This window comes from Pseudomonas sp. 1121_17 (assembly GCF_052850745.1).
In genome coordinates this window covers 57,531-81,267 of the sequence record NZ_VXCX01000011.1, presented here as the reverse complement: position 1 = coordinate 81,267, position 23,737 = coordinate 57,531, and the positions used below count along the sequence as shown (strand labels likewise).

The following is a 23,737-nucleotide window of genomic DNA, read 5'->3' as shown; positions in this document are numbered from 1 at the left end:
CTAGTTCAGGCAGTCGTTGAGCGCGTCCAGCCAATGCGCCTGGCTGACGTGCCACTGTTGCGCCAGAAGCGAGCAGTCCAGCCGCGAATTGGCTGGGCGCTGCGCAGGGGTTGGGTACTCACTGGAGCTGATCGGGATCAGCTCGGCGCAAGGCAGGCCGCGCGCCTTGAGCTGCGCGGCGATCGCCTCGGCAAAGCCGAACCACGAGGTTTCACCTTGGGCGCTCAGGTGGTAAGTGCCCCAGGCGCCCGCATCGCCGGCCTGCCAGCGCTCGAACAAGGCCAGGGTGCTGGCGGCAATGGTGCCGGCCCAGGTGGGCGCGCCGATCTGGTCGGCGACTACCCGCAGTTGCGGTTTCTCCTGCAACAGGCGTTGCATGGTCAGCAGAAAGTTGCGCCCGTGCTGCGAGTAGACCCAGCTGGTGCGCAGGATCAGGTGCTGGCCGCCAACAGCAGTGATCGCCTGTTCACCGGCCAGCTTGCTGCTGCCGTACACGCCCAGAGGGTTGGGCGCGTCCTGCTCGGTGTAGGGCGTGGCTTTGCTGCCGTCGAAGATGTAATCGGTGGAGTAGTGGATCAACGGCACACCGAGCTGGGCGGCTTCTTCAGCCAGCACCTGCGGGGCTTGGGCATTGATCGCGAAAGCCAGCTCCGGTTCGCTTTCGGCCTGGTCGACGGCAGTATGGGCAGCGGCGTTGATGATCAAGTCCGGGGCCAGCTCGCGCAGCGGCGTGCGCAGCTGCTCGGGACGGGCCAGATCGAGCCGATCGCGGCCCAGGGCGTGTACCTCAGCTCGGCCTTTGAATTGCGCCTGTAGGGCTTGGGCGACCTGACCGTTGTGGCCGCATATGAGAATCTTCAGTGGCTTCATGGGAACAGCTCACGAAAGCTCAGCCCTTGCTGGTCTTTGGCCGACAGCAACGGCGCTTCGATCAGCCCCCAGTCGATTGCCAGGTCCGGGTCGTCCCAGCGGATGCAGCGCTCGGCAGTCGGGTTGAAGTAGTCGGTAGTCTTGTAGAGGAAGTCGGCCGACTCGCTCAGCACCAAAAAGCCGTGGGCCAGGCCCGGTGGAATCCAGAACTGGCGATGGCTTTCGGCGCTCAACCGGGTGGCCACCCAGCGGCCAAAGGTCGGCGAATCAACGCGCACGTCTACCGCAACGTCGAGCACTTCGCCCTGGACCACGCGCACCAGTTTGCCTTGTGGGTTTTTCACTTGATAGTGCAAGCCGCGCAGCACGTTTTTTTGCGAGCGCGAGTGGTTGTCCTGAACGAAGTTGATGCTGACCCCGGTCTGCTCCTTGAAGGCGCGCTCATTGAAGCTTTCGAAGAAAAAGCCACGGCTGTCGCCAAACAGCTTTGGCTCGATGATCAATACATCAGGGATGTCGGTAGCGATGACGTTCATGGGTACTCTTCAGCCAGTTTGCGCAGGTACTGGCCGTAGCCGGTCTTCTTCAAGCCTTCAGCCTTGGCCAGCAGTTGCTCACGGCAGATCCAGCCCTTCTGGAAGGCGATTTCTTCCAGGCAGGCGACCTTCAGGCCCTGGCGGTTTTCGATGGTCTGCACATACTGCGCGGCTTCCAGCAGGCTCTCGTGGGTGCCGGTGTCGAGCCAGGCGAAACCACGGCCAAAGCGCTCGACGCGCAGGTCGCCGCGTTGCAGGTAGGCATTGGTGATGTCGGTGATTTCCAGCTCGCCGCGTGCCGAGGGGCGCACGGCCTTGGCGATCTCGATCACATCGTTGTCGTAGAAATACAGGCCGGTGACGGCGTAGTTGGACTTGGCCACAGCGGGTTTTTCTTCGATCGACAGGGCGCGGCCCTGCTCGTCGAACTCGACCACGCCAAAGCGCTCCGGATCTTTCACCAGATAGCCGAACACCGTTGCGCCGGACGGCTGGCTGACTGCGCGCAGCAGCTGCTCGCTGAAGCCTTGGCCGTGGAAGATGTTGTCGCCGAGGATCAGGCACACCGGGTCTTTGCCGATGAATTCTTCGCCGATAATGAACGCCTGGGCGAGGCCATCCGGCGAAGGCTGCTCGGCATAGCTTACGTGGATGCCGAACTGGCTGCCGTCGCCGAACAGCTGGCGATACTGCGGCAAGTCCTGCGGGGTGGAAATCAGCAGGATGTCGCGGATGCCGGCAAGCATCAGCACCGAGATCGGGTAGTAGATCATCGGTTTGTCGTAGATCGGCAACAACTGCTTGGACACGCCGAGGGTGATCGGGTGCAGACGGGTGCCGGAGCCGCCCGCCAGGACAATGCCTTTGGTCATGAGATCAGATCCTTGAATTGGGTGTTGCCCAGCCGCTCGCCCTGGTAACTGCCATCCTGGACGTTACGGCACCACTCGCGGTTGTCGAGGTACCACTGCACGGTCTTGCGCAGGCCGCTGGCGAAGGTCTCGGCCGGCACCCAGCCGAGTTCGCGCTCGATCTTGCTGGCGTCGATGGCATAGCGCAGGTCGTGGCCTGGGCGGTCCTGGACGAAGGTGATCAGCTCGGCGTACTGGCTGACCCCGGCCGGATGCTGGGGTGCCAGCTCATCGAGCAGGGCGCAGATGGCGCGGACCACGTCGAGGTTGGTCTGCTCGTTATGCCCGCCGATGTTGTAGGTCTCGCCGACCTGACCCTGGCTGACCACGGTGAGCAAGGCGCGGGCATGATCCTCGACAAACAGCCAGTCGCGCACTTGCTGGCCGTTGCCATATACCGGCAGCGGCTTGCCGGCGAGGGCGTTGAGGATCACCAGTGGAATCAGTTTTTCCGGGAAGTGATACGGGCCGTAGTTGTTTGAGCAGTTGGTCAGCAGCACCGGCAGGCCATAGGTGCGCTGCCAGGCGCGGACCAGGTGGTCGGACGCCGCCTTGCTTGCCGAATAGGGCGAGCTGGGCGCGTAGGGGGTGGTTTCGGTGAACAGGTCATCGACACCGTGCAGGTCGCCGTAGACCTCGTCGGTAGAGATGTGATGAAAGCGAAATGCTTCGCGCCGCGCCGCCGGCAGCTGGCTCCACCAGGCGCGGGTGGCCTCGAGCAGGGCGTAGGTGCCAACGATGTTGGTCTGGATGAACGCTGCCGGGCCGTCAATCGAACGGTCCACGTGCGACTCGGCCGCCAGGTGCATGATCGCGTCTGGCTGGAACCGTTCGAGCACGGCGCTGACCAGCGGCTGGTCGGCGATATCGGCCTGGACGAACTCGTAACGGGTGTTGCTGGCGATCGGCTGCAACGACTCAAGGTTGCCGGCGTAGGTCAGCTTGTCGAGGTTGAGCACATCGTGTTCGGTGTGGGTGATCAGGTGGCGGATCAGCGCCGAGCCGATAAAGCCGGCACCGCCGGTGACGAGTATGCGCATCAGTCTGCCTCTGTAAAACCGGTTGACGTCGGATGGAGCGTAGCTTGTCGATTGCCGCCGGTACTGACAAGCGCATTGATTTGGGCAGCTGTTCTGTCGACTTGTTTGCAGCTGCCTCTTGTATATCGGCCGCAGCAGTGGCGATATAAGCGACAAAAAAACCGAGGTCACACGCAAAATGCCCCTCAGCACCCTGATTCAGCGTTCCAGCCAGCCAAGCCCTTCGCTCAGCGAAGCGCAGGCACATGCTTTGCTCAGGGCGCATTTTGACCTCGGCGGTAACCTGCAGGCGCTGGGCAGCCAGCAGGACCTGAACCTGCGCCTGGACAGCGACCAGGGCCGCTTCGTGCTCAAGGCCTGCCACGGCAGCTACGCCGAGATCGAGCTGCAGGCGCAGCATGCGGCGCTGGCCTATCTGGCCGAGCAGGGCGTGCCGGTGCCGGGTGTGCGCGCTGCGCGCAACGGCGAGACGCTGCTGGCGCTGGACGTCGACGGCCAGCCACTGCGCGTGCGCGTGCTCGACTATATCGAAGGGCAATCGCTGACCCGCCTCAAACATATGCCGGCCAGTTTGATGGCCGAACTGGGCGCCTTGTGCGCGAAGGTTGACCTGGCCCTGGCCGACTTCGACCATCCGGGCCTTGCGCGCACCCTGCAGTGGGACCCGCAACATGCCCAGGCGTTGATCGAGCACCTGTTGCCGGTGCTGGGCGATACGCCGCGCCGCGCCCAGCTGCAGGGGGTGGTTGCGCAGGCAGTTGAGGTGTTGGCCAAGGTGCAGGCGCAACTGCCGAGCCAGGCGGTGCATCTGGATATCACCGATGACAATGTGGTCTGGCAGCGCGATGCCCAGCGCGAGTGGCAGTTGCAAGGTGTGATCGACTTTGGCGACCTGGTACGCACCTGGCGCATCGCTGACTTGTCGGTGACCTGCGCGGCGCTACTGCACCATGCCGAAGGTGATCCGCTGCGGATTCTGCCGGTGGTCAGCGCTTATCACGAGGTCAATCTGCTCAGCGAGGCCGAGCTGCTGGCGCTGTGGCCGCTGGTGTTGATGCGTGCTGCGGTGCTGGTGCTGAGCAGCGAGCAGCAACTGACGGTCGATCCGGACAATCATTACATCCGCGACAACATCACCCACGAGTGGGAGATCTTCGAGACCGCCACCTGTGTGCCAGCAGCATTGATGGAAGCGGCGATTCTGCAAGCCGCTGGCCAGCAATTGCCGGCGCTTCCATTGACCGGCTGCACACCTTTACTGCCGGCGCTTGCAGGCCAGGCAGTCACCCGAGTCGACCTCGGCGTGCTCAGCAGGCACTGCGAGGCGGGCAACTGGCAGCAGCCTGGTTTTGATCAGGCTGTGCTGGCCGCCGAACCTGGCGTGGCTTGCAGCCTGCATGGGCAATATCGGCTGTCGCAAACCCACATCGACCGTCCCGACGAGCCGGCCACCTGTGCCCTCGGTGTCGAGCTGAAGCTACCTGAGGGCAGCCCGCTGCAAGCGCCGCATGCCGGTGTATGGCAGCGTGTGAGCGCCAACCACGGCTGCCTGCGCAGCGAGCATTTCAGCCTGTGGCTGCAAGGCTTGCAGAGCATGCCGGAGAATGGCCAAGCGCTGAATCTGGGTGAGGCGCTCGGCACTACTGGCAGCCTGCTCAGCGTGCAGCTGTGCCGCGATAGCAGCGTGCAGCCGCCGTTCTTCGCCACGCCTTCAGCGGCGGCCGCCTGGCTGGCGCTGTGCCCGTCACCGCAAGCCTTGCTGGGGTTTGCCTGCGACGCCGAGCCACTGCCCGATGCGCAAGCGCTGCTGGCGCGCCGCGATGCCAGCTTCGCCCGCTCGCAGAAGCACTACTACGCACAGCCGCCGCATATCGAGCGCGGCTGGCGCAACTACCTGATCGACATGCAGGGCCGCTCGTACCTGGACATGCTCAACAACGTCGCCGTGCTGGGCCACGGCCACCCGCGCATGGCCGCCGAGTCGGCGCGGCAGTGGTCGCTGCTCAACACCAACTCGCGCTTCCACTACGCCGCTGTCGCGGAGTTCTCCGAGCGCTTGCTGGCGCTGGCGCCGGAAGGCTTTGATCGGGTGTTTCTGGTAAACAGCGGCACCGAGGCCAACGACCTCGCCATCCGCCTGGCCTGGGCCTACAGCGGCGGGCGTGACCTGATCAGCGTGCTGGAGGCTTATCACGGCTGGTCGGTGGCTACCGATGCGATTTCCACCTCGATTGCCGACAACCCGCAAGCGCTGCAAACCCGCCCGGACTGGGTGCATCCGGTGGAGGCGCCGAACACCTTCCGCGGTCGCTATCGCGGCGATGACAGCACCGCTGACTACCTGCGTGACGTCGATGCCAAGCTGGCCGACCTCGACGCCCGCGGCCGTCAGCTGGCGGGAATGATCTGCGAGCCGGTGTACGGCAACGCCGGCGGTATTTCGCTGCCGCCGGGCTACCTGCGCGAGGCCTACGCCAAGGTCCGTGCCCGTGATGGGGTGTGCATCGCCGATGAGGTGCAGGTCGGTTATGGCCGCCTCGGTGATTACTTCTGGGGCTTCGAGCAACAGGGTGTTGCCCCGGACATCATCACCATGGCCAAAGGCATGGGCAACGGCCAGCCGCTGGGTGCGGTGATCACCCGTCGTGAGATCGCTGAGGCGCTGGAAGCCGAGGGTTACTTCTTCTCGTCCGCCGGCGGCAGCCCGGTCAGTTGCCGGATCGGCCTGGCCGTGCTCGACGTGATGCAGGAGGAGGGCCTGTGGGACAACACCCGCAAGGTCGGCGGCTACTTCAAGGCGCGCTTGCAGGCATTGGTCGATAAACATCCGCTGGCGGGTGCTACCCATGGCTCAGGGTTCTATCTGGGGCTGGAGCTGGTGCGTGATCGGCACACCCTTGAACCGGCCACTGAAGAAACCACTACCTTGTGCAATCGCCTGCGCGATCTGGGCATCTTCATGCAGCCAACCGGCGATTACCTGAACATCCTCAAGATCAAACCGCCGATGTGCACCACCCGGACCAGCGTTGATTATTTTGTCGATTGTGTGGATCGCATCCTGCAAGAAGGCCTCTAGCAGCGAACTGGGTCGACTCAATACTCGATTGTTATCGGTTATTTAGTCGGCCCTTCGTCTGTATTTTCTTCTTCGTCACTATAATTACAGATAATTATCGGCTATAACTGCTCTCAGTGCATGCCGGGCTACCCTGTGCGCCCTCACATACCTCAACTGTAATGCAGAGGACACCGATGAAAACCCTCACCTCGACTCCCCGCGCCGATGGCTTCCATATGCCTGCCGAGTGGGCGCCACAGACCCAGGCCTGGATGATCTGGCCCGAGCGCCCGGACAACTGGCGCCTCGGTGGCAAGCCGGTGCAGGCGGCGCACGTGACCCTGGCCAAGGCAATTGCCCGCTTTGAGCCGGTGACGGTTGGGGTGTCTGCTGCTCAGTACCAGAACGCCCGGCGCCAACTCGACCTGCCTAACATCCGCGTGGTCGAGCTGAGCAACGACGACGCCTGGGTGCGTGACACCGGCCCGACCTTCGTGATCAACGACCACGGCGAAGTGCGCGGCGTCGATTGGGCTTTCAACGCCTGGGGCGGTTTTGATGGTGGCCTGTATGCACCGTGGAACCGTGACGAAGACGTCGCCACCAAAATTCTCGAAATGGAACGCTGCCAGCGTTACCAGACCGAAGGCTTCGTGCTTGAAGGCGGCTCGATCCACGTCGACGGTGAAGGCACGCTGATCACCACCGAAGAGTGCCTGCTCAACCGTAACCGCAACCCGCACCTGAGCCGCGAGCAGATCGAACAGATCCTGCGCGACCAGTTGGCGGTAGACACCATTGTCTGGCTGCCTGACGGCCTGTTCAACGACGAGACCGATGGCCACGTCGACAACTTCTGCTGTTACGTCGCCCCAGGTGAGGTGTTACTGGCCTGGACCGATGATTCCAACGACCCCAACTACGCGCGCTGCCACGCCGCATTGGAAGTGCTGGAAAACACCCGTGACGCCAAAGGCCGCACTTTTGTAGTGCACAAGATGCCGATCCCAGGCCCGCTCTACGCAACCGAAGAAGAGTGCGCAGGTGTCGACCAGGTGGCCGGTAGCCAGGAGCGCAGCCCTGCCGAGCGCCTGGCGGGCTCGTACGTGAACTTCCTGATCGTCAACGGCGGCATCATCGCGCCAAGCTTCGATGACCCGGCAGATGCCGAAGCTAGAGCCATTCTGGCGAAGATCTTCCCCAACCATGAGGTGGTGATGATCCCCGGCCGCGAGCTGCTGCTCGGTGGCGGTAACATCCACTGTCTGACTCAGCAACAACCGGCGCCGCATAAGCGCTAACTCCCTGATCAGAAAGAAGCCCGTCGATTGACGGGCTTTTTTTATGCGCGGCTGACGGCAGACGCGGTAAATGGCACACCTCTTGTATCGTTTCCCATTGTGTTTCAAGCAGATAGGTTTAAACCGATCTGTCACAAACTCAACGTAAGTTAGCCGCTCACGGGCCCAGGGAGTATGTGTTGAAATGAATGCAGCAAGTGAGTCGGTTTTGCGCCCATCGGCAGTAAATCACCAATCGCTCAAAATGCTGACGCAGTGGTTGAAGCACCATGGAAGCAAGCGGGTCAGGACGACCGATACCCGACGTCTGTTGCATGAGCGCTATCCACGAGGACTGATCAGCGATGCTGAGCTGGAGGCGCTGGTAGCCATCTGGCATTGAGCAGACAGTGCTCCCGAGCTGTTGAACAAGAACGCCACCGCTGATTGCGGTGGCGTTTTTATTGGGCGAGTGAATCAGAAGTTGTAGGTGCCGGTCACGACCAGGCTGCGCGGGTCGCCGAACTGGATCTGTGCGGCGCTGGTGGCGGAGGCGTAGTAAGTCTTGTCGGTCAGGTTGTTCAGTGCGGCGCGCACATCCCAGTCCGTGGTGCGCAGGCCGACCAGCGCGTCCCAGCGGCCATAGCCTGGCAGCAGGGTGGTGTTCTGGTTGTCGGCAAAGCGCTCGCCAACCATTGTCAGGCCGGTTTCGGCGTACCAGCCCAGTTGCGGTTTCCAGCTGATGAACAGACTGCCGTTGCGCTTGGCCACATCATTGATGCGGTTGCCTTCCAGGCCGTTGTTGTCTTTGACGATGGTTGCATCCTGCAGACCGATGCCACCGCGCACATACCAGTTGCCGACGATGTTGCCGGTTGCGGTCAGCTCTATTCCTCGCGAGCGTTGCAGGCCGCTGAGCTGGATCAGCTCAGGGTTGATCGGGTCGCGGGTGCGGCGGTTGTATAGCTCCAGTTCATAGATAGCCAGGGTGGTGCTCAGACGCTCGTCGAACCAGTCGCTCTTGACCCCGACCTCCTTCTGCCGGCTCAGCTCAGGGTCGGTGTCGTTGGTATTGCCGGCGGCATCTGGCGTGATGCCGATCAGGCCACCGCCGACTGGCGAAAAGGTCTTGCTCCACGAGGCGTAGAACGAGTGCTCGCGCCACGGTGAGTACACCAGGCCAATGCGCGGGCTGGTGCTGGTACTGGTTTGTGGCTCGCTGCGGTTGGTCAGGCGGTTGGTGGTCTCGACTTCGAAGCGATCGAAGCGCAAGCCTGCGAGGATCTGCCATTGCTCGTTCAGGCGGATCTGGTCTTGCAGGTACAGGCCGCGGCTGTCGACCACGGTGTGGTTGTTGCTCGACACGCGCATTCGGCCGTTGTGTTGCAGGCTGCGGTCAGGGTTGTTCAGGTCAAGGCTCGGCACCGCTGTGCCGCCTTGGTTGGTCGGCAAGGCATTGCGCAACAGCGGGTCGCGGCGCTGGTGGCCCAGCTCCAGGCCGACCAGCACGGTGTGGTGCAGGCCCCAGGTGGCGAACTCGCCTTCGGCTTCGAGGTTGTTGAACAGGTTGCGGGTTTTCAGATCCTGCTGCCAACGCTGGCGAGTCACCGTGTTGCTGGCGGCGTTGTAGCCGGTGGCGTAGGTGTTGTCGAACTGGCTGTCGAGCTGGAACAGGCCCAGCGTGTGGCGCAGCTGCCAGTTGTCGCTGAGCTGATAGTTCAAGCGCGAGCGCAGCGACTGCGCCTGGTCATCGATGAAGTCGCGCTGGGTGTCGCTGTAAGTGGTGCCACGGTCAACGTCGGCCGGGCGGCCATTGACGCCGGGGATGCCGCGGTCCGGGGTGCGGTTGAAGCGGCTGTATTCGTACTGCACCAGCCAGTTCAGGTCTGGCGTCAGTTGCCAGCTCATCGACGGCGCGAACAGCTGACGGTTGCCATCGACACCATCGCGAAAGCTGTTGTAGTCGAGGTTGCCCATGTTCAAACGCAGGCTGATGGTGTCGCTTGGGTCGGCGCTGAGGTCGGCGTACAGGCTGCGCATATCTTCGCTGCCCGCCTGGGCTTCGATGCTCGAGCGCCGGCCATGCTCTGGCGCCTTGCTCACCCGGTTGACGATACCGCCCTGGCCGCCACGGCCATACAGCACCGCAGCCGGGCCCTTGAGCACCTCGACCCGCTCGATGTTGTGCAGATCGCGTATGTATTGGCTGTCGTCGCGAATGCCGTCCAAGTAGAAGTCGTTGCTGCTCTCGAAGCCGCGGATACGCACGCTGTCGAAACGCGTGTCGGCACCGCTGCTGACGTTGGGGATGCCCTCCAGTGCCTTGCCCAGGTTGTTGCTGCCGTAATCCAGCAGGTTGCTGGTCTTCACCGTGTCGATGGCTTGCGGTACGTCGCGCACCGGGGTGGAGGTGCGAGTTGCAGTGCTGACGTCCTTGACCCGGGGGTTGTCCCGTTCGCGCTCGCCATCGGCGGTGACTGAAAGCTCTGGCAGGGTGGTGGTGGCGGCAGTGGCAACACCTGCGCTGCACAGCAGCGACAGGCTCAGGGACAGGGGCGAAAGGCGGCGAGGCACACGCATGACGGCATCCAAACAAGCAGTTAATGAAAAATGGATGCGGATGGTAATGCTTGCTATTAACGTTTGCTCGGATAATTGTAAAGCCCTGTCTTTACATGTGTGTCTGGATGTAACAGGGACGGCGGCGCTGATCGTAGAGCCATTTATTGCTGCATGTAGGTTGAATTACCGCCTCTCGGGACAAAATGCCCCACGCAACGGCAGATACGCATTGAAATGCACTATTGCGAGGTGTTTTTTTGGTTATATACACCTGCCTTTCACGATTTTTTGACATTGAGAAGCAGGGGCGGCTAGGATTCGCCATCGCTTGCTGGCCATGACATGGCCATGCGGCTGCGAAAGCCCGCCAGTTGAGCATCGGCACGGCTTGTCAGTTGGATCCGCATAACGTCGAACCTACGAAGGGGCGTTGGTTTCCGGGCGTAAAAATGCACAGTGTTTTTGATTAAAAATAAAGGAAAAGAAAATGTTGAAAACCAGGATCAGCCTGATCGCCCTGGCACTCGTTGCCGCGACCCAGGCACAGGCCAATGACCAGGCCGAGAGCAAGGGCTTTGTTGAAGACAGCCACGCCAACATCCTGCTGCGCAACGGTTTCATCAACCGTGACAAGAAACACGGCACCAATGACCAGTCCCAATGGGGCCAGGCCTTCATCGGTAACTTCTCCTCCGGCTTCACCCAAGGCACCGTCGGTGTAGGCGTTGACGCCTTCGGCCTGTACGCACTGCGCCTGGACGGCGGCAAAGGCCGTAACGGCGGCGGCGGTATCGATTTCTTCAAGCGGGAAAACACTGTTGACGCAGATGGCCAGAGCGCTGCTGCCAACGACCTCGCCCGTGCTGGTGCTGCGGTCAAGTTCCGCATCTCCAACACCGTGCTGAAGTACGGCGACCAGATGCCTGCCCTGCCAGTTCTGCAGTACGACGATTCGCGCCTGCTGCCAGAGAGCTTCACCGGCACCATGATCACCTCCAAGGAGATCGAAGGCCTGGAGCTGAACGCCGGTCGCTTCACCCAGGAAGCTCGCAAGAGCGCCCAAGGCCGCGACAGTGGTGGCCTGAAGTCGATCAACGTGCTGGGTGGTAGCTACAAGTTCACCGACAACTTCACCGCGTCGCTGTACAGCGCCGACACCGAAGACGTCATGAAGAAGCACTACCTGGGCTTGAACTACGTCTTCCCGATCGCTGCTGACCAGTCGCTGACCCTCGATTTCAACGGCTACAAGTCGGACATCGACAAGAAGTTCGTCCAGGCTGCAGGCCTGAACGGCGACTCCAACACCATCTGGAGCCTGGCCGCTACCTACGCCTACGGCGCGCACTCGTTCACCCTGGCGCACCAGCGCAGCACCGGCAGCACCGGCTACAACTACGGCTGGTACCAGAACGAAGGCGGCGTGGGTGACGGTGGTTCGACCATCTATCTGGCCAACTCGTACTGGTCTGACTTCAACGCTGAAGACGAGCGCTCCTGGCAGCTCGGCTACGGCCTGGACTTCAGCACCTTCGGCGTGCCTGGCCTGACCTACAAGCTGGCCTACGTTGTCGGCGACAACATCAACACCCGCAACGCTGCCAACCCACAAGGCTTCGGCGAAGGCAAAGAGCGCGAGATCTTCAGCCAGGTCCGTTACGTCGTTCAAGACGGCCCGGCCAAGGACCTGTCGGTCAAACTGCGTGGCTCGTTCCTGCGTACCAACAACGCGGTACAGCAGAACGGCTACAACGACGACGGCAACGAAGTTCGTGTGTTTGTTGAGTATCCGATCAGCATCTTCTGATTCTGGTTGGGTGACGGAAAGGGCCGCTTAGCGGCCCTTTTTGCGTTTTGGAATCCAGGTCTTTGAAATGCGGCCATCTCAAATTGCATGAAAATTGAAATGGCTGAGTTACTGCTGTAGTCTCATTTCAAACTCTCTGGTTTTTGAAATGAATATCATCAAGCGTCCGCCTGAGGTTATCCTCGATCCCTACGCGCTCATCATTGCAGAGCACAAGGATCACGCGGCGCAATACCTTGAGCTAGCACACCCGCTCGATCCCAAGGGCAGGTACCTGCATTTTGACGAGTGGCGGTTTCGCTTCCCCGCTGGACTGGATGCCGCGCTGGCGTGGTCCGTGATCAAATTCTCGAGAAATGGCCAGCTCAGCCCTGCGCTGAAACTCGGCGATCCTCCACATCAGTGCCGCTACCTACACACGCCTGCCATGCATCTGGCTGTTTCGAAATGCGATCAGCACACAACCACGGCGCAACTGGAGTGGATGTGCTCGAAGATCGGCGAAAGCAAGCATCTACAGTACCTGCTCAACGACCTTGTAGAAGACGAGGCGATCAGCAGCAGCCAGCTTGAAGGCGCAGCTACTACTACAAAGGCTGCGAAGGACTTGCTGAAGAGAAGCAGAGTGCCACGCTCCGCCGATGAGAAAATGATCATCGGTAACTACAAGATGATGAATTTCGCCTGGGAAAACAGGGACAAGGAGCTAAGTGAGGAGCTGATCACCGAGCTGCACAAGATCGGTGTAGAGGGCATCGATGATGACAAATACCATCCCGGTGCATTCAAGAATACCGACGACGTCGTAGTTGGGGATGGCGGCGAAGTGGTGCATCAGCCGCCTCCGGTCGCCGGGCTGCCTCAACGGATTGGCCAGCTATGTGACTGGATCAACACCGACCACACCGACGGGCTCAGCAAGGCCTACATGCATCCATTGATCAAAGCGATCATTCTGCATTTCGCTATTGGCTACGAGCACCCGTTTCACGACGGCAACGGCCGGGTCGCCCGATCGCTGTTCTACTGGTTCATGTTCAAAAAAGGCTTCAGCGCGTTCCGCTACATCGCCATCAGCACCCTGCTGAAAAAAGCCCCGATCCAGTACGGCAAAAGCTATCTCTACACCGAAACCGACGGCATGGACCTGACCTATTTTCTCGACTACCAATGCCGGGTGCTGGCCAGAGCGATCAGCAAGTTTACCGAGACCTACGAAAAGACGGCGCAGTCGATCATGGAGTTCAACGCGTTCCTGTTTCAGTCCGGGCTTTATAACAAGCTCAGCGAAAAGCAACGGGTTGTGCTCAATGTCGCCAAACAAGGCGTGGCTACCGAGTTTACGGTTAGTCAGGTCAAGGACAACCTTGGGTGCGCATACAACACCGCAGCGACTGCGCTGAATGGCCTGGTTGAGCTAGGGATCTTCCAGAAGCAGAAGGTGGGCAGTGAGTGGGTCTACTGCATGTATGACAGCGATCGGATCATGAAGACCTGGAAGGGGTGATCTGCGGCTCCGATACTTGCGGTGATTCAGCTACGAGCATGAGCGCCGCGATGGCCGAGAACCCGTCTTCTACTCGCTTCTCGAGGTATACAAACCCGGCCTCCCTGAACCTGCGCTTTGAGCGAGGATCACCGGCTCAGCAAACTGCCAAAACGGTCCGGCATATGGCCCAGGCCAGCAGTTATCACATACCAATTGATTTTCGATCTGGTCACGTATACGTTACATGTCAATCCAATTGTCTCGTATTCTAAACATGGACCACGAACTGCTAACTCAGCGCTTAGGGCGACAAATACGCACACGGCGCCTTCATCGAGGACTCACCCAGCAACAGCTTGCAGAGCTGGCAAACCTTACTCGTCAGAAAATCATCGCTGTGGAGAAAGGTAGCCTATCCGTTGCTATCGCCGCCTATGCTAAAGCTCTTGGCGCAATGGATTGCGAGTTGCAAGTGATTGCTGCAGCCATGCCTACGTTGGAAGAGATCCAGGGGATGTTTGAATGAGCGCTGTAACGACACCCCAAGGGATCAGCGGAACAATCCTTACCAGCGCTGCTGATTACCTGTTTCGTTACGCTGCGGAGGCTGAGCCGCGCGCTGCAGTCAGCCTGCTCATGCCTACCCGCATTGAAGAGTACCGCCATCGAGATTTGCATCCGGTATTTCAGATGAACCTGCCGGAAGGTTATGTGCTCGAGCAGCTACGCAACCGCCTGGCAAAGATCGCAAAAGTCGACCCCATGTTGCTACTGGCGTTATCTGGCAGCAGCTCTCCCATAGGCCGGGTGCACGTCAGCTCGCGCACGGTTGATGCGTTGCTTGAGCGTGAGCAGTTTCCTGGCGAAAAGCTGGACGGACGGCTCGCACGACATCTTCGCCGACCTGGTGGATCGCTACATCCTGCGTGCCGGTATCTCGGGTGTGCAGCCTAAAGTCCTGGTGCCTGAACAACAAAATTCAACACCACAGCGGTTCACCTCGAAGACTTCGGAATTGATTATCAAAAGTGGCCCCGACGAATATTCCGGCCTGGCCATCAACGAGTACCTGTGCATGAGCATCGCGCAGGCCTCAGGGCTGCCCGTGCCGCCGTTCTTCCTCTCGGACAACGCCAAGTTGTTCGTCCTGCGCCGCTTCGACCGGGACGAGCAGCACAACCCAATCGGTTTTGAAGACATGACGGCGTTGATGGGACTGCCAGCAGAGCAGAAGTACAGCAAGAGCTATGCAGCGATTGCCAAGGCAATCCGCGTGTTCTGCGCACCCGAGCACCTCAATGCCTCGCTCACGCAGCTGTTCGAGATGGTTACGCTGAGCTGCATCGTCGGTAACGGCGATGCCCATCTGAAAAACTTTGGCCTGCTCTATTCTGACCCCGTGATGCGCGATGCCCGCCTGGCGCCCGCTTACGACATCGTCAACACCACGGCTTACATCCCCGAAGATGTGCTCGCGCTTACGCTCGCCGGCAATAAGTCGATGTTTGCATCCCGTCAGGGCTTGCTGGACTTCGCCGAGACGTGTGGTGTAGCGCAACCGGGTGAAATTATCCGCAAGCAGTTGCAGGCGCTTGAGCAAGTACTGGCGAAAGCGCCGGAGCTATGCGGGCAAGCGCCGCACGTAGTTGCGGCGATCAAGCAGAGTGCAGGGCCTTTTATTCGGAGCTTTGGCAGCTGAGACGCACGGTCAGATACTTGAATTTTGCGGCAGGTTCTCACCGCTGTGAACGTCCGTCTCTCGCGACCACGCTTCATGCTCGTACCAATCCTCACCAAACAACTCAGCTGGGTGCATCGTCCGATCGGCACCATTTCCGCAGGCCAGCGCCTTGGACGGGCAGTAAATGTCGCATCCCCAGCAAATGCGTTCGGGATGGCTCGGGTTGAGGGGGAATTTCTTGGCCATGCAGCGCCCTCGTTGTCGCGGTCATTGCGCTTAGGTTACTGCTGCCGTGAGTGCGGATTTTGATCGGCATCAACTTGATGCTGCTTACCCTGTGCCTCGTCTAACTGCGCAGTGTGAGGGCCGCTGAGCGACCCTTGCTGCGCGCCTATGGCGTTGTGCGTTGAGCTCGGTTTCGCGCGATCTCGATGTCGTCCATGATCGCCTTGGCGAAGGTGCTTAGGTAGTCCGCTGCGCCCAGCAGCTTGTGGTCATTCTCCATATCGCCCTCGCGGACCAGATGCTTGATGTAGCCGAGTAGCACTGACACATGCTCATAGGCGTGCTCGAACGGCACTCCGGGCATGACCCGGAATATGTGAGAGGACTCCGCTCCTGACTCGAAGAACGTCTCGACACCGGCGGTGACGTTGGTTTTTGGATCGGCGCTCATCTCAGCACTCCTCCGGCTTTGTTGGCAGGCAGGTCACCGCATAATCGATCAATACGCGTGAGGCGTCGGCAGTGTGAGCAGCGTTTGCGAGCATGTTCAGCCCGGCGTGGTAAGGGTGGACGCGACGGTGTTGTTCAATGGTTTCGGCTACGCCGCGCAGCAGTTCGCTGGCGTGGGCGAGGATTTCAGAGGTCGTGACGTTTGGGTGGAGGCTGAAGGAGGGCAGTTGGGTGAAGTCTTGGCGGGGTGGGTCGGGGACGAGTTTCTTCATGGTGGATCTCTCATTTCGTGACAGGAGCCACCAGCTCGACCTTTCTCACGGATCAAGGTGGCAGCCGTACGCAGGGTGAGAAACCGAGGAAACGAGCAAAACCCGGCCAGACCGAAGTCTGCCCGCGCACGGCTGCCATAACGACTTGCCGCTGCATTTCATGCGGGTTCTCACACCCGGTCACCGGAAACTGGCGACCCAGAGACGTTATCCCTGAGGCATTTCCCCGACAACAGCGAAGGTTCGGCAAGGTGCGTAGGATAGTTCCGAAGAGCGCTCGGCTGAAGCATTTGGTTGCAGGTTGGGAAATTTCCTACCTGAGAGTCGCAGGTGAAATCTGCGTCTTGAAGCAGGCAGTCAGACGCATACGGCCATCCACAGTCATGCAAGATTCCGTATCACATCGAGCGCTGCATACATTTCCCTGCCGACCTAGTCTTGGGCAACCGCCTGCCGCCTAATGGTGGGTATAGTGTTGATTGAAAATGCGTTGGTGGTTATAGTCTCTACCGGCGCAGCGACCAAGGAAAGGTCATCCAGAGCCGCGAATTGACATCGGTAATCGAAGCGGATGGTTGGTACCTGGTGCGCACGCGCGGCAGCCATCACCACTTCAAGCATCCTCACAAACCAGGGCTGGTCACCGTCCCGCACCCGAAGAAGGATCTGCTGCCCAAAACCGCGGCCAGCATCCTCAGGCAAGCGCGGATCGGCTACGTCAGCTAACCACGGAGAACGCCCATGCTGTTCCCAATCGCAATTCTCCCCGGCGACGACACCCATGCCTGGGGTGTGGAAGTGCCGGATATCCCCGGCTGCTACTCGGCAGGAGATGACCTCGACGACGCCATGGCAATGGCTCGCGAAGCTATTGAAGGTCATCTTGAGCTGCTTGCTCAGGATCAACAGGAGATTCCCAAGGCCAGCAAGGTGACTGTGCATGCTGCCAATCCAGATTATCTCGGTTGTACCTGGGCATTGATCGAGATTGATATCACCCGCTATCTGGGCAAGGCGGAGAAGCTCAACATCACTTTGCCGGCGTACTTGCTGAGCCGGATCGACGCTTTTGTGAAAAGCCACCCAGAACACAAAAGCCGCTCTGGCTTTTTGGCTGAGGCTGCACTGAAGGTTCTTCAGGGCAACTGAGGCAGGACGTTTTCAAGACAGTATGCGTGCGGTGACCCCAGCATTAGAGCAAATATGTTAGGCGGGCACCGTAATGTGGTTTGGGACCGCTTTGCGACCGGTCCGGCGCTCTGGCAAGGCCGCTCCAGGGCGGTGTTGGTGGGACGTACTGACCCAAAACGAAAAACCCGCCAGAAGGCGGGTTTTCGGGGGTTCCAGAGATTTTGAAAGCTTTCTATGGGACCTTGAATGGTGCGGCACCAAGAGTCGAATTGTTGACTAACTCATTCAAAACAAAGGACTTACTTGTTTAGTCGTTATTTCCTATCCCAATAACTACCCTTTAAGAAAAAATGTGCGCTAATAACCAGATTGGCATCACTGATGGTGGAGTTGGCTCGCCTGATTATGGCTGTAAGGCAAACATAGCGCTGCCGATTGAAAAAAAGTGGTGCTTGTAAGCAGTGTATGTGGGTGATAAAAACGCCATAGTATAGTTGCATAAATATAGTATTATGTGACTCCGCCGCAACTAATATTGTCGAGGTGGAGTTGTCCAGGGGCGATCTGGCACTTTTGGTTTTAGCTAGATTATGAAGCAGCACAAAGTATGCTGCATCAATTCTTATTTCATTTTTGAGTGTTTCAAACCTTCGGCAAAAGCTCGCTTGACCTCCGGGAGGCAACTGTTGGCGCATAGTTCACGCCAGTGTTTAATCGCGGTGTGTTGCTTTAGCGTTCCCGGGTTATGAGATAACCACGCCGACAACGCGCCAGCCAAAGTTGCTATTCCGGCCTGAAGGTCTGGTCTTGTCAATTTATGGAAGCCATGACTTCCATCTTCTACAGGGAGTGAAACGGCCTCGCTCCAATAGATTAGACTATTGCAAATCATCAAGATCGTATTTTCATCAAACGCGCTTGGGAATTGCGCTACTAACAACATGGTGCGCTCTATAACTTTAGTAAGTCCGACCTCGGATCGGAAGGCAACACGATACACTAGCTGTAATAGAAGTTCGGAGTCTACCGGCCGTGATTGTGTGTGTGCTATTGCGTATAGGTATTGTATGGCATCAGCTGCGCCTAATACTTTCAGTTCGTCGCAACTAGTTATATCTTCCAGTATTAGAGTTTTTATGGTTTCTTGGGAAGAAGAACTGTGAAAATATAATGCGGATAAGGCTGTGTCGGCAAAAATTTCGTATTTTCTAAGCGATAGGACCCAATCGATAACTCGTTGCACAAATGTTACAGGCAGCGTGTCGGCATTCGTACCAACCAGGCGAGCTACGAAATCTCCAATGTTTCTTGCTCCAGGTCGACGAATTTCTTCAAATTTTAAACTGTACTCTTTTATCTCACTCCACCAGTTTGAGAGTTCATCGAATAAATCTGTTACTTCGTTCGCTGTCCAGGTGATTAAGCCATTGGGCTGATTGATCAGCTGCACTGGCGGTTTGGATGACATTGTGATGTTGTTAAAACGTTCTGAGGGGAATTCATGATTTGATCGAAGGGTAGCTCGTCCATCATCTACAGTGAGGCTGCTGACAAATGGGATGCTGATTAAATGTTTTTTGAAAAGTTCATGAAATGACCGCTCATTGCGCTTAGGCAAATGGAGGTAGTTAAACGGATGCAAGTCCGATGGCAGTGCATCAGGTGCTACATCAAGCCATAATAGATCCTTGAAGGTTTTTTTGTTATCTTTGTCAAGCAGAGCAGCGGAGTTCAACATTAGCAATCGCCAAATTGCCGATGACTTCGATTCACCGGTTAGGCTATGAATCTTGCCGTTTAGCCAGGCTATGGAACTCTTTAGATCTGAGGATAACTGCCTGGGTTTTAAGGAAATTCTGTGTACTGGCAAAGTGCTCATGGGGTCTATCCAACCGCTGCGGTCTCGTGAGTAGTCACTCTCTGCTTCGCGGAAGGGAGCTCTTAATAATTGCGGTAACCAATTTTCAAGTTGTTGATCCGTCGCTGCTTGATAGATCCGAGTAAGCCAAACGTGACAAACACTGGTCATCGCCCGAACGGAAATATTAGATAAGTTAGAGTACAGTCTTAGGGCAACTGTGAACGAATGCTGTAGCTCTTCCGGTGAAAGTTTAAATGAGAGTCTTGATAGAATTTCCGGTAAACCAACGACTAGATTGTCTTCAAGTATTTCTTGGTGTCGCGACTGGTAATATTTTTCTGTTTGGTTCTCAAATATAGCTAGCGCCCACCTATTAAGCCTTTTTGCTAGCTCTACATCCATAATAGCTACTTCAGGACGGCTCAGTAAATTTGGGTTCGCTGTGATCTGCTCAAACTGGCGTGCCCTTACCATCATTGCTGGGCTCCAAAAGCCCAAATAAGGTCTGACAATCTGCAGAGCTTTTTCCAAATGATTGCCAGAAACTCTTATGCCGGGGCAGTACATCGGCATGCCGACTTGCTCAAAATGACGTAAGTAAGCGAAAGCGGATCTGATGGAGCGTATACTACCACCATAAATTCTTGTACGGCTGACCGCCTTAGGGTCAAAGCCAATACGTTTAACGATTTCGTTCGTAGTATCTGTTAAATTCGTCTCGTCGAGCGGGCGCTCAAGTTCTCTGCGCAGTTCCCATGGATTGCAATCCCATGCTTTGAGCTCTTGCCACCGGTGGTTGAATTCTACCTCCCGGCGATAACTCAAGCTTACATAGCTAATTAAGTATGTGCACCAGCCTTCAAGTGAAAGAAGTTCGATATTGTTGGTCTTGTTTCGCGCGCTTCTTCTTATGTTTTTTAAAGCGGATCGTAGAAGCGACTTTGCTTCGTTCGTTGCGCCAGTTTCGATCAACAAGCCGGCTTTCCAAATTTGTGCTATTGGCATACTGGAGGGCGGAGCCCATGCTGATAGCTCTTTCATATCCACGTCCAGCTGAACATCCCATGCAGCCTTTAGAAAACCCTCATATATGAATTTTTCAGATTTTATCCTAGTTTCCGATAAAAAATTATTAACCATTTCCGCGATTTCAGACCAGCGACTATCGTCATATACCTCTCGCGCCTCACGCATGACTTCAAGCGCAATATATAACCACATTTCATTAATTTGAACGCCGGATAGATCACCAAACAGAGCGCTCTTGTGATTCTTGGTTTTAAATTTCTGAGATTCGAGCTCTGAATAAATTTTTACCAGGTCATCGTAAAACGAAAATATTAAACCTTGATCGAGCGGCATCATCGAAAGCTCGAATCGCCAGATTAACTCTTTTACACAAACCAATTTATCAATTTCATCTAGCGTGGTGATCGTGCTTTGAAAGGCACTTAGCCATTTTTGCGTTGATCTCCAAACGATATCGCGTTTCGCTTCTGGGGCAACTATCCATCCTGGGTATGAAAGTCTCTCATGTTTCCATATGTTTGTTAGGTCACGAATATCGCTTGGGAGCAGTACTTTTGTACCTGAATCAAAGTCTGGGAGGGCTGGTGGAAGATCTTGAGTTGCGGTGGCTAGTGCTAATGTAGATTGAAATTTCGTGGTTGGAAGTTTGTCCAGCCAGTTCTCAGGGCGCTGTGGTTCTGCTTTTGCCAATGACTCTAAAAACCATAACAGTGCATCGTAATGTTCATTTTTTTTGAACATTGGACAAAGATCTACTGGCGTGACTCCACGTTTCTTTAGCAGTAATCGATCTGTATTGTCTAGATTCAGTGGCCCCACAAGATAAATTGCGGAGTGTCTATCTTGTAATTCATCTCTAATCCAGCCAGTCCATGCTAAGAAGTTAGGATCGTCTCCTGAAAATCCTAACAGGACAAAGCTGTTTTCCAGCAATGATTGTTGCACCGAGTTAACAAGCGGAGCTGAATCTTTTGGGTAGGTTCTGTAATGCTCTTCGGCAATTACCAAACGTTCGGTTCTAGAGAATGATCCGTGTAGCTTAAATATTCTTGGTGATAAAGTTCCAGGTAGCTCTGCCGCGTTCGATACAGTCTGATATGTCCTCTCTAAAACTTCCGTGCGCTCTAGTAATGTGTCATAATTTGTAGTGAAAACATCATTCCATGGCAGTTCAAGAAGTTTTTTGTGTAAAGTTCCCGGCAGGTGGTCATTGTCAGGATTCATGTCTCTTATTAATTTGTCTAGTCGGGCATAACCAAAAGCTGCCTCATATTTGCTAGCCAATCTAAGATAGTTTTCACTTTGAAAACGCTCTTTTCTATTTTTCTTTTCAGCGTCTGTCATCCCAGCCTGTAATGGGTAGAGCTCGTCAAACATTCTATTGACTAACTGATTCCATGTCGGGAAGCGTGAAGTTACCCCGGGCAGTGCTTGGGAGTTCAAGCTAAAACCTGCACCAATCATCACGGAAGATCTAGACTTTGGCCAGCGCCACAGATCTTTTTGTAATTGAAGGATGTGTTGTAGATCATCTGTAATCATCGAGGGTCTCAATTAATCACGTTTCCAGACTCTAGGGTCGTTAAGCAGCTACATCAATACCGAATCCGCTAGCTGAATTGACACATATCTATTCACGTCTGCGCCATTAAAATGCTACTACAATATCCGTGTCGGCGGTTTCGCGCAAGGTGAATATATCCTCTCCAGGAGCGTTAGCAGCATACCGCCGTACGCAAAGAAAGCGCGTGTTAAACCAATCCTAGGTACGTACTTGCCTTGGGGCATTAAAATTCCATGGTTTTCCTAAGCGGCGAGTGATTAAGCGGCTTGTGAGTAGATAGTAATAGCGTGTTGATTCAGTGAGTACGCTCACATGGTGATTTAGAAACCACTCGAGATGCTTTTGTTGCCAAGTCCATGGGTTTTCTCGGTGCCAGCGATTAGAAATGGCTGCTTGGATGACCTTTGCTTGGCGTAGATGACGTTCGCGTGTGGAATGAGACCCGGTAAGTACCCCTGACATGAATAGTTCCATATCGAATGGCTTGATCATGCTCGACCACCAATGTAGGCAGCGACCACATCGATCCGACCGTGCCCCAGTTCATAGCTGATTTGCCTCCGGGCCTCACGATCAAGGTGCTGATCTAGCTGACAGCACCGACCTCCGTTAATAGGTGCGCGGTGTTGGCTGATTTGTTCATAGCGCTCACATGCGTAAGCCGCTCGTAGCTCATGGAGGCCTTTGAGGCCGCTGGCATGGAGGATGTCCCGCGCAGTGCGGATAATTTTTTGGAGAAAACTCAAGTAGCTTTCGTGCGGCGCAATCAGGTTGCGGCTACCCGCAGGCGACACCTGCCGCGCAAACCCAAGTGCATCTCGAACATAGTCGTCCACCGCAATCCAGCGCGGCGCTGAGGCGCCGGCACGGCCGCCTTTAGTACCATCCTGAATGTTAATCCTGCTTAGCTCGTTAGCCTCACGGCTTAACCGTGGAAGATCAGCCAAGATGGTTTCACGTAAGCGCATGCCGGTAGCACGCGCCAACAGAACGATCGCGGCGGCCCGTAGCTGATGATGGCGGCAAAGCGCATCGACGATCTGATTAACCTGTTCGCGGTCTTGGCCCTGCGGCATCGACTTGCGAACTCCAATGCGCTGCATCCCCAACGCCTTGCTCGGGCTGGGTAATTTTATGCACTGATCACCGCGAAGCGCCGCTATGGTTCTGTTAACGCTGGATAGCCGATTTTGCGCGGTGCTGATGGCGAGGTCACCGCGCCCAACCATTTCGCGCAGATACGCCGCATAGTCCGCCAATACCTTCCGATCAATGTGCCGCGCATCATTGATACCGGGCCCCTGTTCGGAGCGGCACCACTTCACAAATGCCTGCCACCGATCACAGTGCGCCCTGACCGTGCCGTAATGGCCTCCGCCAAACATGTCTTTCAGCGCTTGAGGCCCCGCGTAGCTCAACTGCCTGCCGTAGCCGAAATTGCGGCCATCGCGTCTACCCACCAATGCCATGTCGGTCACCTCATCTGCCGATCTCCGATCCTCGCCCCACGTCATCCCGCCAAGAATGTTGAGTGTTATCAGGGATCAAGGCCCCTGCGACCTGTGGGGATGTCCTCTAACGCGGGACTGGCGGCTCCTTACGTCCGGGAGCAAGGGCATCTCATGATCTGGCCTCCTGAACACCGTTACCGGTGGGCGGGTGGAGGCAGCACTGGCTGACGAGACCAGCGCCTGAAGATCCTGAGCCATGTGCAAGCAGCAATGCGATGACCGGGGCATACCTGACTGTCAGTCAGGTGCAGTCCATTCCTTGGTCTGCGGCACCATCATCTACAGCGCTGTTGCTGGTGACATCGCGTTTGTCACGCCGATTGTCACGAGGGGGAATGCCGCAAAGCCTTGTGCGATCAGGGCTGCAGCAGTGGTAGAAGTGCCCGTCTCTTTGCAGAAGAAAGAGACGGGCACAGGTTGGCGCAATATTCGGCCAAGCGGATAGGTTGCTGCAGGG

General features: G+C 57.0%; 18 protein-coding genes and 1 pseudogene. 8 read left to right on the top strand and 11 right to left on the bottom strand.

Features of this window, described 5'->3' with window-relative positions:
- From rfbD to rfbB, 4 genes are read right to left on the bottom strand one after another with little or no spacing between them, the layout of a single operon-like run.
- Positions 1-861 carry a dTDP-4-dehydrorhamnose reductase gene (gene rfbD / locus FW789_RS18990; RefSeq protein WP_103438670.1) on the bottom strand — a complete coding sequence of 287 codons (861 nt, stop codon included), beginning with the start codon at positions 859-861 and terminating at the stop codon, positions 1-3.
- A gap of 5 nt (positions 862-866) precedes the next feature.
- A complete protein-coding gene (gene rfbC, locus FW789_RS18985) occupies positions 867-1,406 on the bottom strand; it encodes a dTDP-4-dehydrorhamnose 3,5-epimerase (protein WP_446431881.1) in 540 nt (179 codons plus the stop codon).
- Complete coding sequence (gene rfbA / locus FW789_RS18980; protein ID WP_103435307.1) at positions 1,403-2,278, bottom strand: glucose-1-phosphate thymidylyltransferase RfbA; 876 nt, start codon at positions 2,276-2,278, stop codon at positions 1,403-1,405. The genes rfbC and rfbA overlap by 4 nt, the downstream gene beginning before the upstream one ends.
- Positions 2,275-3,357 (bottom strand): dTDP-glucose 4,6-dehydratase, encoded by a 1,083-nt coding sequence (rfbB, locus tag FW789_RS18975; RefSeq protein ID WP_103435306.1) that lies wholly within the window; start codon positions 3,355-3,357, stop codon positions 2,275-2,277. Before rfbB ends, rfbA begins: the two co-directional genes overlap by 4 nt.
- A gap of 178 nt (positions 3,358-3,535) precedes the next feature.
- Here rfbB and FW789_RS18970 point away from each other — a divergent pair, with 178 nt between their 5' ends.
- Both FW789_RS18970 and aguA read left to right on the top strand, forming a co-directional pair.
- Positions 3,536-6,436 carry an aminotransferase gene (locus FW789_RS18970; protein ID WP_446431880.1) on the top strand — a complete coding sequence of 967 codons (2,901 nt, stop codon included), beginning with the start codon at positions 3,536-3,538 and terminating at the stop codon, positions 6,434-6,436.
- Positions 6,437-6,612: 176 nt separating this feature from the next.
- Positions 6,613-7,719 carry an agmatine deiminase gene (gene aguA / locus FW789_RS18965; protein ID WP_101322529.1) on the top strand — a complete coding sequence of 369 codons (1,107 nt, stop codon included), beginning with the start codon at positions 6,613-6,615 and terminating at the stop codon, positions 7,717-7,719.
- A gap of 456 nt (positions 7,720-8,175) precedes the next feature.
- Here the strand turns inward: aguA and FW789_RS18960 are convergent, their stop codons facing one another.
- Positions 8,176-10,278, bottom strand: a complete 2,103-nt coding sequence (locus FW789_RS18960) for a TonB-dependent receptor (RefSeq protein ID WP_446431879.1) — start codon at positions 10,276-10,278, stop codon at positions 8,176-8,178.
- 469 nt (positions 10,279-10,747) lie between these two features.
- On the opposite strand from FW789_RS18960, the gene FW789_RS18955 reads away from it, so the two are divergent.
- The 4 genes and pseudogenes from FW789_RS18955 to FW789_RS18940 all read left to right on the top strand — a co-directional run bounded on the left by FW789_RS18955 (position 10,748) and on the right by FW789_RS18940 (position 15,255).
- Positions 10,748-12,067, top strand: coding sequence for an OprD family porin (locus FW789_RS18955; RefSeq protein ID WP_103435302.1), 1,320 nt, complete (start codon positions 10,748-10,750; stop codon positions 12,065-12,067).
- Positions 12,068-12,221: 154 nt separating this feature from the next.
- Complete coding sequence (locus FW789_RS18950; RefSeq protein WP_446431913.1) at positions 12,222-13,574, top strand: Fic family protein; 1,353 nt, start codon at positions 12,222-12,224, stop codon at positions 13,572-13,574.
- Positions 13,575-13,830: 256 nt separating this feature from the next.
- Positions 13,831-14,082, top strand: coding sequence for a helix-turn-helix transcriptional regulator (locus tag FW789_RS18945; protein WP_103438668.1), 252 nt, complete (start codon positions 13,831-13,833; stop codon positions 14,080-14,082).
- Positions 14,079-15,255: pseudogene (locus FW789_RS18940) on the top strand (type II toxin-antitoxin system HipA family toxin). Before FW789_RS18945 ends, FW789_RS18940 begins: the two are co-directional and overlap by 4 nt.
- Positions 15,256-15,264: 9 nt before the next feature.
- Here FW789_RS18940 and FW789_RS18935 read toward each other — a convergent pair.
- The 3 genes from FW789_RS18935 to FW789_RS18925 all read right to left on the bottom strand — a co-directional run bounded on the left by FW789_RS18935 (position 15,265) and on the right by FW789_RS18925 (position 16,184).
- The gene (locus FW789_RS18935) at positions 15,265-15,483 is read right to left on the bottom strand and encodes a DUF3079 domain-containing protein (RefSeq protein ID WP_446431878.1); all 219 of its coding nucleotides are present in this window, start codon (positions 15,481-15,483) and stop codon (positions 15,265-15,267) included.
- A gap of 145 nt (positions 15,484-15,628) precedes the next feature.
- Positions 15,629-15,913, bottom strand: a complete 285-nt coding sequence (locus FW789_RS18930; protein WP_446431877.1) for a DUF3077 domain-containing protein — start codon at positions 15,911-15,913, stop codon at positions 15,629-15,631.
- A gap of 1 nt (position 15,914) precedes the next feature.
- Positions 15,915-16,184, bottom strand: a complete 270-nt coding sequence (locus FW789_RS18925; RefSeq protein WP_103435297.1) for a hypothetical protein — start codon at positions 16,182-16,184, stop codon at positions 15,915-15,917.
- A gap of 534 nt (positions 16,185-16,718) precedes the next feature.
- On the opposite strand from FW789_RS18925, the gene FW789_RS18920 reads away from it, so the two are divergent.
- Both FW789_RS18920 and FW789_RS18915 read left to right on the top strand, forming a co-directional pair.
- Entirely contained in the window at positions 16,719-16,910 is a 192-nt protein-coding gene (locus FW789_RS18920) for a type II toxin-antitoxin system HicA family toxin (RefSeq protein WP_446431912.1), read from the top strand.
- 15 nt (positions 16,911-16,925) lie between these two features.
- Positions 16,926-17,333 (top strand): type II toxin-antitoxin system HicB family antitoxin, encoded by a 408-nt coding sequence (locus tag FW789_RS18915; protein WP_446431876.1) that lies wholly within the window; start codon positions 16,926-16,928, stop codon positions 17,331-17,333.
- A gap of 604 nt (positions 17,334-17,937) precedes the next feature.
- Here FW789_RS18915 and FW789_RS18910 read toward each other — a convergent pair.
- From FW789_RS18910 to FW789_RS18900, 3 genes are all read right to left on the bottom strand, one after another.
- Positions 17,938-21,747, bottom strand: a complete 3,810-nt coding sequence (locus FW789_RS18910; protein ID WP_446431875.1) for an SIR2 family NAD-dependent protein deacylase — start codon at positions 21,745-21,747, stop codon at positions 17,938-17,940.
- 220 nt (positions 21,748-21,967) lie between these two features.
- On the bottom strand, positions 21,968-22,261 hold the full coding sequence (locus tag FW789_RS18905) for a hypothetical protein (protein WP_446431874.1): 294 nt from the start codon (positions 22,259-22,261) through the stop codon (positions 21,968-21,970).
- Positions 22,258-23,238: an integrase domain-containing protein gene (locus FW789_RS18900; protein ID WP_446431873.1), complete on the bottom strand. Its 981-nt coding sequence runs from the start codon at positions 23,236-23,238 to the stop codon at positions 22,258-22,260. The genes FW789_RS18905 and FW789_RS18900 overlap by 4 nt, the downstream gene beginning before the upstream one ends.
- Positions 23,239-23,737: the final 499 nt, after the last annotated feature.